The organism is Bradyrhizobium sp., assembly GCF_049519115.1.
Lineage (GTDB): Bacteria > Pseudomonadota > Alphaproteobacteria > Rhizobiales > Xanthobacteraceae > Bradyrhizobium.
Genome location: NZ_JBEKRB010000034.1, coordinates 13,170 through 29,206, shown reverse-complemented (window position 1 = coordinate 29,206; position 16,037 = coordinate 13,170). Strand labels below are relative to the sequence as shown.

15 protein-coding genes are annotated in these 16,037 nt (G+C 60.8%); 5 read left to right on the top strand and 10 right to left on the bottom strand.

Going from position 1 to position 16,037, the window contains the following annotated elements:
* Positions 1 to 2: 2 nt before the first annotated feature.
* The 7 genes from ABSE61_RS23195 to ABSE61_RS23165 form a co-directional block, all read right to left on the bottom strand.
* Positions 3 to 1,472, bottom strand: coding sequence for a TadA family conjugal transfer-associated ATPase (locus ABSE61_RS23195; protein WP_423873471.1), 1,470 nt, complete (start codon positions 1,470 to 1,472; stop codon positions 3 to 5).
* Positions 1,473 to 1,495: 23 nt separating this feature from the next.
* A complete protein-coding gene (locus ABSE61_RS23190; RefSeq protein WP_423873470.1) occupies positions 1,496 to 2,761 on the bottom strand; it encodes a CpaE/TadZ family protein in 1,266 nt (421 codons plus the stop codon).
* Entirely contained in the window at positions 2,758 to 3,498 is a 741-nt protein-coding gene (locus ABSE61_RS23185; protein ID WP_423873469.1) for a CpaD family pilus assembly protein, read from the bottom strand. The genes ABSE61_RS23190 and ABSE61_RS23185 overlap by 4 nt, the downstream gene beginning before the upstream one ends.
* A 21-nt stretch (positions 3,499 to 3,519) precedes the next feature.
* Positions 3,520 to 4,983, bottom strand: coding sequence for a type II and III secretion system protein family protein (locus ABSE61_RS23180; RefSeq protein WP_423873529.1), 1,464 nt, complete (start codon positions 4,981 to 4,983; stop codon positions 3,520 to 3,522).
* Positions 4,984 to 5,000: 17 nt separating this feature from the next.
* Positions 5,001 to 5,795: a Flp pilus assembly protein CpaB gene (gene cpaB / locus ABSE61_RS23175; RefSeq protein ID WP_423873468.1), complete on the bottom strand. Its 795-nt coding sequence runs from the start codon at positions 5,793 to 5,795 to the stop codon at positions 5,001 to 5,003.
* Between the two features lie 210 nt (positions 5,796 to 6,005).
* A complete protein-coding gene (locus tag ABSE61_RS23170; protein WP_423873467.1) occupies positions 6,006 to 6,530 on the bottom strand; it encodes an A24 family peptidase in 525 nt (174 codons plus the stop codon).
* 310 nt (positions 6,531 to 6,840) lie between these two features.
* Positions 6,841 to 7,005, bottom strand: a complete 165-nt coding sequence (locus ABSE61_RS23165) for a Flp family type IVb pilin (RefSeq protein WP_423873466.1) — start codon at positions 7,003 to 7,005, stop codon at positions 6,841 to 6,843.
* 314 nt (positions 7,006 to 7,319) lie between these two features.
* Between ABSE61_RS23165 and ABSE61_RS23160 the strand changes: the two genes are divergently transcribed.
* Together ABSE61_RS23160 and ABSE61_RS23155 are read left to right on the top strand one after the other, a co-directional pair.
* The gene (locus tag ABSE61_RS23160) at positions 7,320 to 8,147 is read left to right on the top strand and encodes a sterol desaturase family protein (protein WP_423873465.1); all 828 of its coding nucleotides are present in this window, start codon (positions 7,320 to 7,322) and stop codon (positions 8,145 to 8,147) included.
* Between the two features lie 195 nt (positions 8,148 to 8,342).
* Positions 8,343 to 8,774: a pilus assembly protein N-terminal domain-containing protein gene (locus ABSE61_RS23155; protein ID WP_423873528.1), complete on the top strand. Its 432-nt coding sequence runs from the start codon at positions 8,343 to 8,345 to the stop codon at positions 8,772 to 8,774.
* A gap of 236 nt (positions 8,775 to 9,010) precedes the next feature.
* Here the strand turns inward: ABSE61_RS23155 and ABSE61_RS23150 are convergent, their stop codons facing one another.
* From ABSE61_RS23150 to ABSE61_RS23140, 3 genes are all read right to left on the bottom strand, one after another.
* Entirely contained in the window at positions 9,011 to 9,223 is a 213-nt protein-coding gene (locus tag ABSE61_RS23150) for a cold-shock protein (protein WP_002714433.1), read from the bottom strand.
* A 267-nt stretch (positions 9,224 to 9,490) separates the two neighbouring features.
* Positions 9,491 to 9,787 carry a translation initiation factor IF-1 gene (gene infA / locus ABSE61_RS23145; RefSeq protein ID WP_423873464.1) on the bottom strand — a complete coding sequence of 99 codons (297 nt, stop codon included), beginning with the start codon at positions 9,785 to 9,787 and terminating at the stop codon, positions 9,491 to 9,493.
* 24 nt (positions 9,788 to 9,811) lie between these two features.
* Positions 9,812 to 11,239, bottom strand: coding sequence for a DEAD/DEAH box helicase (locus tag ABSE61_RS23140; RefSeq protein WP_423873463.1), 1,428 nt, complete (start codon positions 11,237 to 11,239; stop codon positions 9,812 to 9,814).
* 546 nt (positions 11,240 to 11,785) lie between these two features.
* On the opposite strand from ABSE61_RS23140, the gene urtA reads away from it, so the two are divergent.
* The 3 genes from urtA (at position 11,786) to urtC (ending at position 16,033) form a co-directional block, all read left to right on the top strand.
* Positions 11,786 to 13,105, top strand: a complete 1,320-nt coding sequence (gene urtA, locus ABSE61_RS23135; protein ID WP_423873462.1) for an urea ABC transporter substrate-binding protein — start codon at positions 11,786 to 11,788, stop codon at positions 13,103 to 13,105.
* Between the two features lie 148 nt (positions 13,106 to 13,253).
* Complete coding sequence (gene urtB / locus ABSE61_RS23130; protein ID WP_423873461.1) at positions 13,254 to 14,867, top strand: urea ABC transporter permease subunit UrtB; 1,614 nt, start codon at positions 13,254 to 13,256, stop codon at positions 14,865 to 14,867.
* Positions 14,864 to 16,033 carry an urea ABC transporter permease subunit UrtC gene (urtC, locus tag ABSE61_RS23125; protein WP_423873460.1) on the top strand — a complete coding sequence of 390 codons (1,170 nt, stop codon included), beginning with the start codon at positions 14,864 to 14,866 and terminating at the stop codon, positions 16,031 to 16,033. Before urtB ends, urtC begins: the two co-directional genes overlap by 4 nt.
* Positions 16,034 to 16,037: the final 4 nt, after the last annotated feature.

Below are 16,037 nucleotides of genomic sequence, written 5' to 3'. Positions count from 1 at the left end.
CCTTAGTTCTCGGTCGCGACTTCGGCGGCGTCGATGGCGGCGGCAAGCCGCTTTTCTTCACCGTAGTAACGTGCCCGTTCCCAGAAACGCGGCCGGCCTATACCGGTCGAGCGGTGGCGGCCGATGATCTTGCCGTTGGCGTCCTCACCGATCATGTCGTACAGGAAGACATCCTGGGTGATGATGGTGTCGCCTTCCATGCCCATCACCTCGGTGATGTGGGTGATGCGCCGCGAGCCGTCGCGCAGACGTGCAGCCTGGACGATCACGTCGATCGAGGCGCAGATCATCTCGCGGATGGTTCGCGAGGGCAGCGAAAAGCCGCCCATGGTGATCATCGATTCGCATCGCGACAGCGCTTCGCGCGGGTTGTTGGCGTGCAGCGTGCCCATCGAGCCGTCGTGGCCGGTGTTCATCGCCTGTAGCAGGTCGAACGCTTCCGGTCCGCGGACTTCGCCGACGATGATGCGTTCGGGGCGCATACGCAGGCAGTTGCGGACCAGTTCGCGCATGGTGATCTGGCCTTCGCCCTCGATGTTGGGCGGGCGGGTCTCGAGCCGCACCACATGCGGCTGTTGCAACTGAAGCTCGGCGGCGTCTTCGCAGGTGATGATGCGTTCTTCTTCGTCGATATAGTTCGTCAGGCAATTGAGAAGCGTCGTCTTGCCCGAGCCGGTACCGCCGGAAATCAGCACGTTGCACCGGACCCGGCCGATGATTTGCAGGATTTCCGCGCCTTCCTTCGAGATCGCGCCGAATTTGACCAGCTGGTCAAGCGTCAGCTTGTCCTTTTTGAATTTGCGGATGGTGAGCGCAGGGCCGTCGAGCGACAGCGGCGGAACGATCGCGTTGACGCGTGAGCCGTCGGCAAGACGGGCGTCGCAGATCGGCGACGATTCATCGACACGCCGGCCGACCTGGCTGACGATGCGCTGGCAAATGTTGAGCAGTTGCTGGTTGTCGCGAAAGCGGATGCCGGTGCGCTGGATCTTGCCGGCGACTTCGATATAGACCGTGCCGGCGCCGTTGACCATGATATCGGCGATGTCGTCGCGGGCCAGCAGCGGCTCGAGCGGGCCGTAGCCGAGGACGTCGTTGCAAATATCGTCGAGCAGCTCTTCCTGCTCGGCAATCGACATCACGATATTCTTGATCGCGATGATCTCGTTGACGATGTCGCGGATTTCCTCCCGCGCCGATTCGCCGTCGAGCTTGGCCAACTGGGCGAGATCGATCGCCTCGATCAACGCCCCGAAAATCGTCGCCTTGACCTGGTAATAGCTGTCGGACCGCCGGGCTTCCACGGGCGGCGGCGGCGGAGCCGGCTTGGCCGGCGCCAGCGGAGGTGACACAACGGCAGGCGGCGGCGCCACGCGCGGAGCGACCGCTCCGGCAGGCGCAGCCTCCGGTGCTGCGGCCGGGGGCCGCATGGTCCTTGAATCGCCTTCCGTTCCGCTACGCTTACCAAACACGACGACACTCCCGACGGGTCAGCTTACTTTGACCGCAGCTTCTCGATCAGTGGTGAAAGGAACGAACCTCGCGGCTTTTTGGTCTCGCCGCGGCCGGTGAGCCGTTGCGCGATTTGCCGAAACATTTCGGTGCTGCGGTGATTTTCGGAAATCTCCGCGATCATTTGTCCGTTATTGGCCGCCGCGCCGAACATCTGAGGATCGAACGATATCGACACGATCGGATCGCACTCGATCGCTTTGGCGAATTCGCTCGCGTTGATTTCCGGTCGCTTGGGAACGCCGACCTGGTTGAGGCAGTAGAGCGGCATCCGGTCGTTGGGCCGGGCCGCCTTCAACAGATCGAAGATATTCTTGGTGTTGCGCAGGTTGGCGAGGTCGGGGGCAGCCACGATCAGGATATCGTCGGCAGCCACCAGCGCCCGCTTGGTCCAGCCCGACCATTGATGCGGGACATCGAGCACGATGCACGGCATCGTGGTGCGAAGCGTGTCGAAGATCGCATCGAAGGCGTCGGCGCCGAAATCGTAAACGCGATCGAGCGTTGCCGGCGCGGCCAGCAGGCTGAGGTGATCGGTGCACTTCGACAGCAGGCGATCGATAAAGGCGGTATCGACCCGGTCCGGTGAGAACACGGCATCTGCGATGCCCTGCGGCGGGTCCTGATTGTAGTCGAGGCCGGCGGTACCGAAAGCGAGGTCGAGATCGGCCACCACCGAATCCAGCGTCAGGTCGCGCGCGATCGCCCAGGCGACGTTATGCGCGACGGTCGATGCGCCGACGCCGCCCTTGGCGCCGACGATGGCGATGATGCGGCCCACGGCCTTGGCTTCCGGAGAGGAGAACAGTCCGCAGATCGAACGCACCACGTCCAGCGTATTGATCGGGGCGATGACGTAGTCGCTGACCCCCCTGCGCACCAGTTCGCGATACAGCGTGACGTCGTTGATACGGCCGATCACGATCACCCGCGTGCCCGAGTCGCATACGCTGGCAAGCTGGTCGAGACCGGCCAGGATGTCGTTGCGGCCTTCGGTCTCCAGAATGATGACATTCGGCGTCGGTGCGGTCCGATAGGCCTCGACCGCAGCAGCCATGCCGCCCATCTGAATCTTCAGATGCGCCTTGGCAAGCCGCCGGTCTTCGCCCGCCGACTGCACGGCCGCGGCCGTTTCGACCGTCTCGCAGAAGGCCTGCACCGACACCCGTGGGGCGGGTGCGATGTGATCTTCTGCCGGCGAAGTCCCGTCCGGCTGTTCTTCTGGTTTCTGACGCGCGTAACTGATCATTTTCCTGTATCGCTGAGTTTGGCCTTGTCGGCTTCGGGATAGTTGGTCGTGGAGGTATTGCCATGACGATATTTTTCGAAGCCTTCCGAGCGCCGCGCGGTATAGGCCGGGGTTTCCGGCCGCGGCTGCACGAGGTCTGCGGGATTGTCGATCATCGCCGCCATATTGCGCTGATAGGAGCAGCCGAAATTGTAATACGGCTTGTTGTCCAAATACCCCTTGTCCTTGATTGAAGGACCGAGATCATCGGGCCACAATCCGCATGGGCCGGCCACCGCCGAAATTTTCGGATAGCTCAGCCGCAGCGTCGCGAGTTGACGCGGATCGTCCGGATGATAGTGGCGCAAGGTGACACCGCGTGACGGTACGCCGGCCGCCGTCAGCAATGACTGAGCTTCCCGGAAGGCGTCTGCGGCCGCACGGGCGTTGGGAGTGCCGACCGGAACGTCGGCCACGATCGCGCCGGTACCCTCTTGCAGCCAGATCTGCGCGAGACCCATCACGTCGGCGCGTTGCTCCGCCGACAGGCCGCCGCGCGACTGGCCAACGAAGATCACCACGGAGCGATTGGATTCCTGGATCGCGATCGGGTGCCTCAGGCGATAGTCGTCGGGAATGCTTGCCGTCGCCGCCACCTCGTCGGTATGCGTACAGGCCCCAAGCGCGGTGGCGAGACCCACAAGCGCCCCCGCAATGCGGAGGGCGCGCCTGACTTCGGCGGGTATCCTGGCTGTCATAGTCTTCGTCCTTGTCCCGTCTTAGTCCGTGATAAAGCCATAGGTGCCGCGATAGCTCTTAGCCGCTGGATCGGTGCGGCCGGGAACGCCGTAGATGCGGTTGATGCTGCCAAGCAGATCGGACTGCGGATCTGACGCCGAGGCGAAGCCGTCGTCCGGACGCGACAGGTCCTTTTGCGCGACCGCGCGAACGACATAAGGCGTCACAATCACCATCAGCTCGGTCTTGTTGTCCTGGTAGTCGCGGCTGCGGAACAAGGTGCCGAGGACGGGCAGTTGCGATAGGCCGGGAAGGCCGTTGATCGCCGCCTTGGTCTGGTCCTGAATCAACCCGGCCATTGCCATCGAACCGCCCGAGGGAATTTCGAGGGTCGTTTCCGCGCGGCGGGTCTTGACCGAAGGAACGCTGATTCCTGTTACCGTAATCGAGTTGTCGTTGGACACTTCCGACACTTCCGTCATGACCCGGAGGCTGATGCGGCCTTCGGTGAGGACCACTGGCGTGAAGTTGAGCGAGATGCCGAATTTCTTGAAGGCGATCGACGGCGCGCACTGGCCGACGGTGCCATTCGTCGAGGTTTGACAGGTCACACCGGTCGGAATCGGAAATTCGCCACCGGCGATGAAGGTCGCCGACTCGCCTGAAATGGCCGTCAGATTCGGCTCTGCCAGCGTTCGCGTCACACCGGCGCTCTCCATCGCTCTCAAGGTCGCCTTCACCGACGGGGTGGCGCCGAACGAGGTGGTGATGGCGTTGGTGCCGACCAGTGGCTGGCCCGTGGCGGTGAACGGATTGGAGTTATTGAAGTTCACGACGGCGGTGCCGTAATTGAACTGCCCGCTGAGGTCGATACCGAGTTGCTTGATGATCGTGCGCTGGACTTCAGCCACGGTCACCTTCAACATTACCTGGTCGCGGCCGCGGACCGTGATGGAATTGACGACTTTTTCGACACCGCCCGCCAGCCGCGCTGCGAGATCTCCCGCCTGCTGCGCCTCTATCGCGGTCGCCGCGGTTCCGGTGAGGATCACGCTATCTCCCAAGCCATCAATCTGAATGTCGGAATTCGGCATAATTTGCTTGAGCGCGGCGCGCGCACCATTGAGATCGCGTTTCACGGCGATGTCATAGGCCGCGATCTGCTGGCCGGCCGAGTCAAAGAACACGATATTGGTCTGCCCGACCGCGGCCCCGATGATGTAGGCGCGCTGCGCCGAGCGCACGACGGCGTTGGCAATCTTCGGATCGGCGACCAGCACGTCCTTGATGTCGCGGGGCAGGTCGATCACGATCGACTTGCCGACGCCGAGCGAGAGAAACCGCGCGTTGATCTGCCCGTCGGCGGAAACCTGCGGCACAGTACGATAGTCGGCAGCCACCGCCGGCACCAGAGCGGGATTGAGCGCCATCGCAGTCGCGGCCGAAAACGACAGGGCGCGAACCCAGAGGGTCCGCATTGGAAACTGATTTTCCCTGCACTTCATATCGTAGGGTCCTTTGGTCACTTTTGAGCCGCCGTGGGGGTGTTGACCCCGTAGCGAACGACATTGACGCCGATCTGGCGGGGACGGTCGTCGGCGACGATTTCCGTTTGGTTGACGTCGGCGATACTGCGCAACGACAGCGACAGCGTGCCGGCCTGGCGCGCGGCGGAGAGAACCGGAACCTGTTCAGGTTTCAGCTCGAGCGTGACGGTCTTGCCGATGACGGAATTCTGGCCGTCCTTTTCCTTGGGGGCCTGATCGATCGCGAGAACGCGTATGTTTGAAAGTTTGACTTCGGAAATCACGAGATCCCCGGTAGCTTTCGGATCCGGGTTCTTTTCGCGCCGGGTCAGGATGACATCCACCCGGTCGTTGGGCAGGATGAAGCCGCCGGCGCCGGTCTCTGGCGAAATCTCGGTCGATATGGCGCGCATTCCCTGCGGAAGGATTGCGGCCATGAAGCCGGATCCATTGGCCTTGATCAGTTTCGGTTCGCGGATCGGTTCGCCCGCGATAAAGGGAGAGCGCGCGATTGAGCCTGTGATCTCCTTGATGGCATCGGAGCGATCGCTGCGGCGAATGAAGGAGCTGCTGGCGGTAGCCGCCGGCCAGGTCTGCCACAACATTTCGTTGGGCGTGACCGTCTGGCCGAGGCTAATATCGGATTTAGCCACGAGAACATCGACAGTCTGTAACTGCACGACCGGCTCGGCCGGTGGTGGGGGTCTGCTATCCGATCCACTTGCGAGATAGGCAGCGACACCGCCAGCACCGAGAGCGATGGTCAGGACGACAATGCGTGCCCTATTCATACGCTTCACTTTCCACATTACGCTGCGACGCTTCCGCCGCCGTAACGGGAGTTGACCAGTTATTCGTCAAAGCATGGTTAATGAGGCGTATCTAAATCGTCTTAACGAGAGTTTACCTCTAGTGCCGCTTTTGAAGTTCCTGCGCCGCCAGCGGCAAAAGGTATCTGCTGAAGCGTAGTACGAACGTCGGAAAGTGAGCACTAGTGGCGATCAACCGATCATCAGGCGCGTCAGATCGACGGCTTTGATCCACTCGGTTTCCGGATAGATCATCAGCGCACCGACGGCGAGCGCGATGCCGTAGGGAATCCCGCTCTCCTTGGCGTGCAGTTTGAGCAGCCAGGGTTGGCCCGCCAGCGCATAGGGCAGTGGCCATTGCCGGAACTGCAGCAACAGCAGCGTCAGCACGCCGCCGAACAGCGAGGCATAGAGCAGGTAGTTGAGCAGATGGGCAAAGCCGAACCAGAGCGCGGCGCTCGCCGCCACCTTCGCGTCGCCGCCGCCGATCCATCCAAATGCAAAGCAGGCAAAAGCTCCGACCAGCACGATCGCGCCGGCCGCTAGGTGCATCAGAATATCCGATGGGGGCATGCCGCTTGCGAGCGCCAAAGCGAGAAAACCTGCCGCGAGCGCCAGCGATACCCGATTTGAAATCGTCATGGTGAAAAGGTCGCTCGCCGCAGCGAACGCCATCAGGGCCGGGAAAAACAAGAGGCGCGCAACGTCAAGAATCATGAGAGGGGCCGCTCGCTTGGATCAGAAGGTACAGCTGTCTTTGACGCTATCGCCGATAGATGAACAATCGGGAAATGGAGGCGTCCGCAGAACGCTTGCGATTTGAAGCGCGAGAAAGACCAGCGCAAGCATCAGAGCGGCGCATATGATCGCCGTCGGCGACGCCGGCTGGCCGCTATCGGGAGCTGGCAGCGGTCTCGCCGGAACCGGCGCAATCGGAACGATACGCATGAGGCTACGCTACAGGTTACAGGACGAAAAAAAGGCCCCGGATCAACCGGGGCCTTAATGTCAAAAAATCAACCGACGCTTACTTCAGCGAGGTGTTGATCGAGGTGAACTTGGCGTTCAGGTTGCTGCCGAGGCCGTTGACGACGGCGATAATGGCAAGCGAGATGCCAGCGGCGATCAGGCCGTATTCAATGGCGGTGGCGCCGGACTCGTTCTTCACAAAACGCGCAATAAGATTCTTCATAGATAACTCCATGTGACACGTGGCTGGTCGAACTAAATGTGGTCTCGCCGGCGTTCTCAGCACCGTGACCATGGCGAACCCTACGTGCGGACAAATTTCGGCACGGTTAATTCGACTGCGCAAAAAGCCTGAAATAGCGCTGTTCTTGCGCACGGTAAATTTGGATTTAACCCGCTTCTTAAAGTCCAATCGGTGCAACCTGCAAGATTCTGCTCCTGTTGAGAGGGACGGACGAGCCCGGCCTGGCGCTCTGTTTTACGGCTCCTTAAGCGGCGAGGCGTACCTCTCTGGGCAATCGTTCACATGAGGCCGCCATGTCCAGTCTAACGTTGGAAGTCGTCGAAATGCTCGGTCAGACGATTGCCAAGGTGGTGCCGATCACGATCGGGCTGGCATTGGCGTTTTCGGTGCTGACTCATTTCTGGGCCTGCAATCCCGGCACTCCCTGGTGGCGCAAGCGGGAGCTCATCACCGATGTCTGTTACTGGTTCTTCGTTCCGCTATTTGCTCGGGTGCTGCGGATCGGCCTGCTCGTGCTTGGCGCGCAAGTGGTCTTCAAGATTCATGACGCCGACGAACTGATCGCATTTTACGACAACGGGCACGGTCCGCTGTCGCTGCTGCCGCTCTGGCTTCAGGCGCTGTTGTTTCTCGTGCTCTCCGATTTCATGCTGTACTGGCTGCACCGGCTGTTTCATGGCGGCGGCTTCTGGAAATACCACGCGATCCATCATTCATCGGAAGAGCTGGACTGGATTTCGGCGGCGCGCTTTCACCCGGTCAATCTGTTCCTGGGAACGATTGGAGTAGACGTTATCCTGCTGATGGCCGGGATCTCTCCGAACATCATGCTCTGGGTCGGACCCTTCACCACCTTCCATTCCGCCTTCGTGCACGCCAACCTGAACTGGACGCTTGGGCCGTTCAAATACGTGCTGGCAACGCCCGTGTTTCATCGCTGGCATCACACCTCGCTCGAGGAAGGCGGCGATACCAACTTCGCAGGCACGTTTCCGATCTGGGACATTCTGTTTGGGACGTTCCGGATGCCGGAAGGCCGGTTGCCGCAAGACTACGGCGCCGACGATCCGCGCATTCCTAATGAAATTGTTGGGCAACTTGCTTACCCTTTTCGTCAGTAGGACTGCCGGGCCTCGCGAATTCGCCCTCCATTTGCAGTTCGTTCACTAATTGACGGCAGATTTGCCACGTCGGGCGCCGGTTCCGCTGCGTATCGCTCAAGCCGGCTTGTCAACGCCCCGGGGTATCGTATGTCGTATCAATCTTTGTGCTCTTCCAGAAGCCTGCGCTTCGCGCTTCACTCGCTGGTCGCGGGGATGCTGATGTGGCCGATAGCGGCCATCGCTGAGCCCTCCGCCAACACCATCGCGGTGAACGTCGACCAGGCAAGGCTCGTGAAGCTGCCGGCTCGCGTCGCCACGATTGTCGTCGGTAATCCGCTGATCGCGGACGTCGCGTTGCAGGCCGGCGGGGTGCTGGTCGTGACCGGGAAAGGCTACGGCGCCACTAATTTCATTGCGATGGATCGTTCGGGCGACATTCTGGTGGACCGCCTGATCCAGGTCGAGGGTCCAACGGATCAGCTCATCACGGTCTATCGCGGCGTCGACCGCGAGTCCTACAGCTGCATGCCGATCTGCCAGCGCCGCGTTACGCTCGGGGACGGCGATACCTTCTTCAAAACGACGATGGATCAGGCCGGAAACCTGAGCGGGCAAGCCGCAGGCGCGGCGGCGCCCAAGCAATAATAACGGCGTGGCGATTTCGCCGATAGCGCTCCGCGTCAGGCAAAACGCATCGACCGACAACCTTCCCGGAGCCAACGGCTGCTCGTCGACCTGAGGCTTATCGGCCCGCTATGGTGCAATGAAAAAGGCCGCGCGATGCGCGGCCTTTTTGTTGGCATATGGATATCGTCGGCACAGGGCCGAAAATCGCGGCGGTCGAAGCTCGCGCCGCCCTGATTTCCTGCGTGACGCCGAGCTTAGCCCGCGGCGCGCAGATTATCGGCGGAGGATTTGCCGGAACGGCGATCGGCGACGATTTCGTAGCTGATCTTTTGGCCTTCACGCAGCGTTCCAAGGCCAGCGCGTTCGACCGCGCTGATATGCACGAATACGTCGTTGCCACCGTCATCCGGCTGGATAAAGCCGTAGCCCTTGGTAGCGTTAAACCACTTTACGGTTCCCATGCTCACGGGATAGTCCCTTCTCAAGATAGATATAACGAAGCCTACTTTCGCAGGCAGGTGAGATCGAATTTTGGAAGGGTCGTCAGCGCCTAAACCGGCTGTACCGGTGGATAGCTAATGTCGTCCGGCCGAAAATCGATAAGGTCATATTATTCCAAAGTAGCGCCCCAAACAATCCTGAGGGCGCGATTTTTTGATCGCGCCCGAGGGCAGCGTCAGATGGCGCAAGTCGCCTGACACGATGCTGTCACGTGGCCAACAGCCTCGCGGGGTTTATCTGCGGCGGAATTGGCCGCGCTGCGGCGCGCCGCGTTGGGCGCCAGGGGCGCCGCTTCCTCCACCCGGGCGTTCGTCCTTGTGTCGGAAGATCAATCGGCCTTTTTCCAGATCGTAAGGCGACATTTCGATCGTTACCCGGTCGCCCGCAAGGGTCTTGATCCGGTTTTTCTTCATCTTGCCTGCGGTATAGGCAACGATCTCGTGCCCTGCGTCGAGCTGGACGCGGTAGCGGGCATCGGGGAGGATTTCGGTGACCAGTCCTTCGAACTGGATCAGCTCTTCTTTAGCCATGGTTATCTCCAGGTCGACCGGCGGCTAGCGTGGCCGACGAGTGCGGTTGGGTTGGGTGTTCGGACGGCTTTCACGGTAGAGAAAGGCGACCCCCTGCAATCCTTCGGCCTCACCGCCACCCTGCGAGGGGCGGCTCGGCTTCTGCCGATTGACCTCGTTGTTTCGGGTTGTTTTTGAAGCGCCATTATTACCACCACCCCGGCGGTGTCGGCGAGGGCCTTTCGATCCCTCTCCGGCATCATTTGCGCGCGCCGTATGCGCGCGAGGCGCGGCCCTACCGCCGCGATGCGGTGCGGGAGCCGGCGCAGTGTCGCGATGGCCGGGGGTGCGCTTATCTTCTCGCGGCAAGGCGATGCGGATCAGCTTTTCGATGTCGCGCAAATAGGACAGCTCTTCAGCGCCCGCGACCAGCGAAATCGCGATGCCTTCGGCGCCGGCGCGCGCGGTGCGGCCGATGCGATGGACGTAGGTTTCGGCAACGTTGGGCAGGTCGAAATTCACCACATGACTGACGCCGTCGACGTCGATGCCGCGGGCGGCAATGTCGGTTGCGACCAGGGTGCGGATTTCACCGGAACGGAATGCCGCAAGTACCCTCTCGCGATGATTTTGCGACTTGTTGCCGTGGATGGCGTCGGCGGTGATGCCGGCCCGCGCAAGACCCTTCACCACCTTGTCGGCGCCGTGTTTGGTCCGGGTAAAGACCAGCGCCCTATCGACCGGCTCTTGCTTCAGAAGCTGCGCCAGAAATGCGGGCTTGGCCGAATGATCGACCTGGATGATGCGCTGGGTAATGCGTTCGACGGTGGAGGCCACCGGCGTCACGGCCACCCGCGCGGGGTCGCGCAGCATCGCTTCGGCCAGTTCGGCAATATCCTTGGGCATCGTCGCCGAGAAGAACAGCGTCTGCCGCCGGACCGGCAATTTGGAGACGATTTTCCGGATGTCGTTGATGAAGCCCATGTCCAGCATGCGGTCGGCCTCGTCGAGCACGAGGAATTCGACCTGGCCGAGCTTCAGCCCGTTGCTTTGCACGAGGTCGAGCAGGCGGCCGGGCGTGGCCACCAGGACCTCGACGCCCGGCATCACCGAGCGGACCTGGCGTCCCATCGGAACGCCGCCGATCGCCAGCGCCGACGTGAGGCGGAGGTGCCGGCCGTAGGCATTGAAGCTGTCGAGAATTTGCCCGGACAGTTCGCGTGTCGGACTGAGCACCAGCACGCGGCAGCTCTTGGGCTGCGGCTTGATCCGGTTGGCCAGGATGCGATGGAGGATCGGCAGGGCGAAGGCGGCTGTCTTGCCGGTGCCGGTCTGGGCAATGCCGACGACGTCGCGGCCGGCCAATGCAAGGGGAATGGTTTGAGCCTGGATGGGCGTGGGCGTCAGGTAATTTTCTTCTTGAAGCGCACGAGAAATGGGATCGGCGAGGCCAAAATCCTGAAAGGAGGTCAAAATAGGGTACTTTCCATGTAAGGCGTTGGCTGCCCGGTCCTGTCGGGACCAGCAGCATACGGGGTGCCTGAGACACCCGCGTGTATGGGGCATCGATGTTGTTGCTGAAAGGGCAAGCCAGAAGCCGGTGCAAACCTGCAGGGCTAAGGAACACGCAGCTCGCGCTGACCCGATGATTCGGGTTGCATCCAGCTCATATGGAACAGGAACGCGGCACTTTCAAGGTCGATCTCGGTTTCGATGGCCGGAGTAGTCCCCGAAATGCCTGCGAAGACTTAACGAGGCCTGCCAAATTTTTGGGCCGACACCTCGTTGTGATGACGAGTTTGGCTAAGGAATAGTCGGTTTGTAGAAAGGGCAACCGTTTTTTCTGCACAAAAAGTAGGCTATCAAGCATTTTCAGCAAGCCGCCAAGTCAAATTTGACAATAGATACATTGACTTACCTGCGGAAGCGGGCGTGGCATGGTTCTTGCGATTCCGTGAACGCAGGCGGCCGTGGGGCCGTTCGCAGCGTTTAACGCCTGCGTCAGGGAGATGACATTTCATGCTTACAAAACTTATTCATAAGAAAGCGACTTTAAGCCGCCGCCGGTGGCTCGCGGCAACCGCGGGACTGGTGTTGGGCTTGTCGGCATTCTCGAATGCAAAGGCCGCCGATGACACCATCAAGGTCGGCGTGCTCCACTCGCTCTCCGGCACCATGGCCATCAGCGAAACCACGCTGAAGGACACCGTGCTGTTCATGATCGATGAGCAGAACAAGAAGGGCGGCGTGCTCGGCAAGAAGCTCGAAGCCGTCGTCGTCGATCCCGCCTCCAACTGGCCGCTGTTTGCTGAAAAGGCCCGTGAGCTGATCACCAAGGACAAGGTTTCGGTCGTATTCGGCTGCTGGACCTCGGTTTCGCGCAAATCCGTGCTGCCGGTTTTCAAAGAATTGAACTCGATCCTGTTCTACCCCGTGCAGTACGAGGGTGAAGAGAGCGAGCGCAACGTCTTCTATACCGGTGCTGCGCCGAACCAGCAGGCGATCCCGGCCGTGGATTACCTGATGAAGGACGAGAAGGTGAAGCGCTGGGTGCTGGCCGGCACCGACTACGTCTATCCGCGCACCACTAACAAGATTCTTGAAGCCTACCTAAAGTCGAAAGGCGTGGCCCAGGAAGATATCATGATCAACTACACGCCGTTCGGTCATTCCGATTGGCAGACGATCGTCGCCGACATCAAGAAGTTCGGCTCCGCCGGCAAGAAGACCGCGGTGGTCTCGACCATCAACGGTGATGCCAACGTTCCGTTCTACAAGGAACTCGGAAACCAGGGCATCAAGGCGACCGACATTCCGGTCGTGGCGTTCTCGGTCGGTGAAGAAGAACTCGCCGGCATCGACACCAAGCCGCTGCTCGGCCATCTCGCTGCCTGGAACTATTTCGAGTCGATCAAGACGCCCGCCAACGAGAAGTTCATCAAGGAATGGCAGGCCTACACCAAGAATCCGAAGCGCACGACCAACGACCCAATGGAGGCCACTTATATCGGCTTCAATATGTGGGTGAAGGCGGTCGAAAAGGCCAAGTCGGTCGATGCGGACAAGGTGATCGACGCGCTGCCTGGTACCGAAACCCCGAACCTGACGGGTGGCGTCTCGAAGTTGCTGCCGAACCATCACATCACCAAGCCGGTGTTCATTGGCGAAATCAAAGCCAATGGCCAGTTCGACGTGGTGTGGAAGACCCCGGGCCTGGTGGCTGGCGATGCATGGTCGAAGGAGCTCGATGGCTCCAAAGACCTGATCGGCGACTGGGTCGGCAAGAAGTGCGGCAACTACAACACCAAGACCAACAAGTGCGGCGGTCAGGGTTCCTGATCTCCGAGGGTTGATCCAAGCAGGCAAAGGCTTTGCCGTAAGAGCAGGTGCTGAGCCTTTGCCCGCAGGATCATGCTAAAAGTCTACCTGCAAGCCGGGAAGGCGGCGATGTCGCCGCCTTCCCATTTACTTCTGCCGGGGTCGTCCAGTGGTCGCCAATGTCCTTGACCGTCTTCGTTCGCTTGTTATTGCCTTTTTCCTGATCGCCACGCTGGCTTTGCCGGCATTCGCCGGCGCCTTTGAGGATGCGGTCGCTAAATTCGCCAATGACGAATTTTCCGATACCCAGGAAGCGGTCGGCGCGATCGCAACCTCCGGCAATCCGCTGGCCTTTCCCATCATCAGCGCGCTTCAGGACGGCCGGCTGTCGGCCGATCCCGATACCAAGAAGGTCTTTATCACCCAGGATGACGGCAAGGTCGTCGATGCGGCAACGGGTGCGGCGGTCGACAAGCTGCCGGACAATGCCGCCGCTGTTCGCCTCAACAACCGCCTGCGCCGTACCGTCGAGGCCGCTCTCGGCGGCCTGACGCTGTCGTCGCCCGATCCGGCCAAGCGGATCGCGGCCGCGCAATCGGTGTTCAAGACTCATGACGAGACCATGCTGCCGATGGTTGACGGCGCGCTGGCCAAGGAGACCGACAAGGGCGCCAAGCTCGCCTTCAACGAGGCACGGGCCGCAATCCTGCTGTTCAAGCCTGACGCCACCGACGCCGAAAAGTTCGAAGCCATAGCGACCATCAAGTCACGCGGCGATCAGGAAGCTTTGGCGCTTTTGACCGGGCTCGGCGGTGACCAGCCGCCGGCTATCGCGAAGGCGGCGGCGAATGCGACATCGTCGATCCAAAGTAGTCTTGCGGTATGGTCTGCCGTGCAGAACGCCTGGTATGGCGTGTCGCTCGGTTCGGTGCTGCTGTTGGCGGCGATCGGCCTGGCGATTACCTTCGGCGTGATGGGCGTCATCAATATGGCCCACGGCGAAATGGTGATGATCGGGGCCTACGTCACCTTTGTTGTGCAAGAGATCATTCGCACGAGTTTCCCCGGTCTGTTCGATTATTCGTTGTTGATCGCCGTACCATTGGCCTTCATCGTCGCCGGCGCGATCGGCATTCTGATCGAGCGGACCATCATCCGCTTTCTCTACGGCCGGCCACTGGAAACCTTGCTGGCGACCTGGGGCCTGTCGTTGGTGTTGCAGCAAGCGGTGCGAACTGTATTCGGTCCCACCAATCAGGAAGTCGGCAATCCATCCTGGATGAGCGGAGCGTTCCAGCTCGGCCAGATCTCCATCACCTACAACCGGCTTTGGATCCTCTGCTTCACACTGGCGGTGTTCGTGATCCTGCTCGCCATGTTGCGCTATACGGCGCTGGGGCTGGAAATGCGCGCGGTGACGCAGAACCGCCGCATGGCGGCTTCGATGGGCATCGCCACCTCGCGGGTAGATGCGCTGACCTTCGGGCTCGGCTCGGGGATCGCAGGCATCGCGGGCGTCGCACTTTCGCAGATCGACAACGTCAGCCCCAATCTCGGGCAGAGCTACATCATCGATTCCTTCATGGTGGTGGTGTTCGGCGGCGTCGGTAATTTATGGGGCACGCTGGTCGGCGCGTTCACGCTCGGTATCGCCAACAAATTCCTCGAGCCGGTGGCCGGCGCTGTGCTCGGCAAGATCGCCATCCTGGTCCTGATCATCCTGTTTATCCAGAAACGTCCGCGCGGACTGTTCGCGCTCAAGGGACGGGCGGTGGAAGCATGACGCCGCATCTGCTCACACGATCGCTGGACCGCAGCGCCACGGTCTTCCTGCTGGTCGTCGCGGTCCTCGGAATCCTGATCCCATTGTCGAACCTGCTGCTGTCGGCGGGCTCGACGCTGCAGGTGCCGACCTATCTGATGTCGCTGTTCGGCAAGTACGTCTGCTACGCGATCCTGGCGCTCTCGATCGATCTGATCTGGGGCTATTGCGGTATTCTTTCGCTCGGCCACGGCGCTTTCTTTGCGCTCGGCGGCTACGCCATGGGCATGTATTTGATGCGTCAGATCGGAAGCCGTGGCGTCTATGGCAATCCGATCCTGCCGGACTTCATGGTGTTCCTGAACTACCCGAAGCTGCCGTGGTACTGGTACGGCTTCGATATGTTCTGGTTCGCAGCCCTGATGGTGCTGGTCGCGCCGGGCCTGCTGGCGTTTTGCTTCGGCTGGCTCGCGTTCCGTTCGCGCGTCACGGGTGTTTACCTGTCGATCATCACGCAAGCGATGACCTATGCATTGCTGCTGGCGTTTTTCCGCAACGATTTCGGGTTCGGCGGCAATAACGGCTTGACCGATTTCAAGGATATTCTCGGCTTCAACGTCCAGGCCGATGGCACTCGGGCTGCGTTGTTCGCGTTGAGTTGTCTCACCCTCATGATCGCGTTCCTGATCTGCCGGGCGATCGTGACCTCCAAGCTCGGTAAAGTGTTGATTGCGGTGAGAGATGCGGAATCGCGTACGCGATTCCTCGGTTATCGCGTCGAATCCTATAAGCTGTTCGTGTTCACGCTGTCGGCCTGCATGGCAGGCGTGGCGGGCGCGCTCTACGTGCCGCAGGTCGGCATTATCAATCCCGGTGAATTTGCGCCCGCTAATTCCATCGAGGCCGTGATCTGGGTCGCGGTCGGCGGTCGTGGCACGCTGATTGGTGCCGCGCTCGGCGCGGTCGTGGTCAATTATGCCAAGACTTACTTCACATCGGGTCCGCTCGCGCCGTATTGGCTGTTCATGCTCGGCGCCATGTTCATCCTGGTGACGCTATTACTGCCCAAGGGAATCATCGGCACCTTCAACGCCTGGTGGGAGCCCTTGAAAGCCAGGCGCCTGACGGCGAACGCCGAGAGCGCGGCGGCCGAAGACGGCGTCAGCGAACCCCATATGGCGGAGTGAGCGG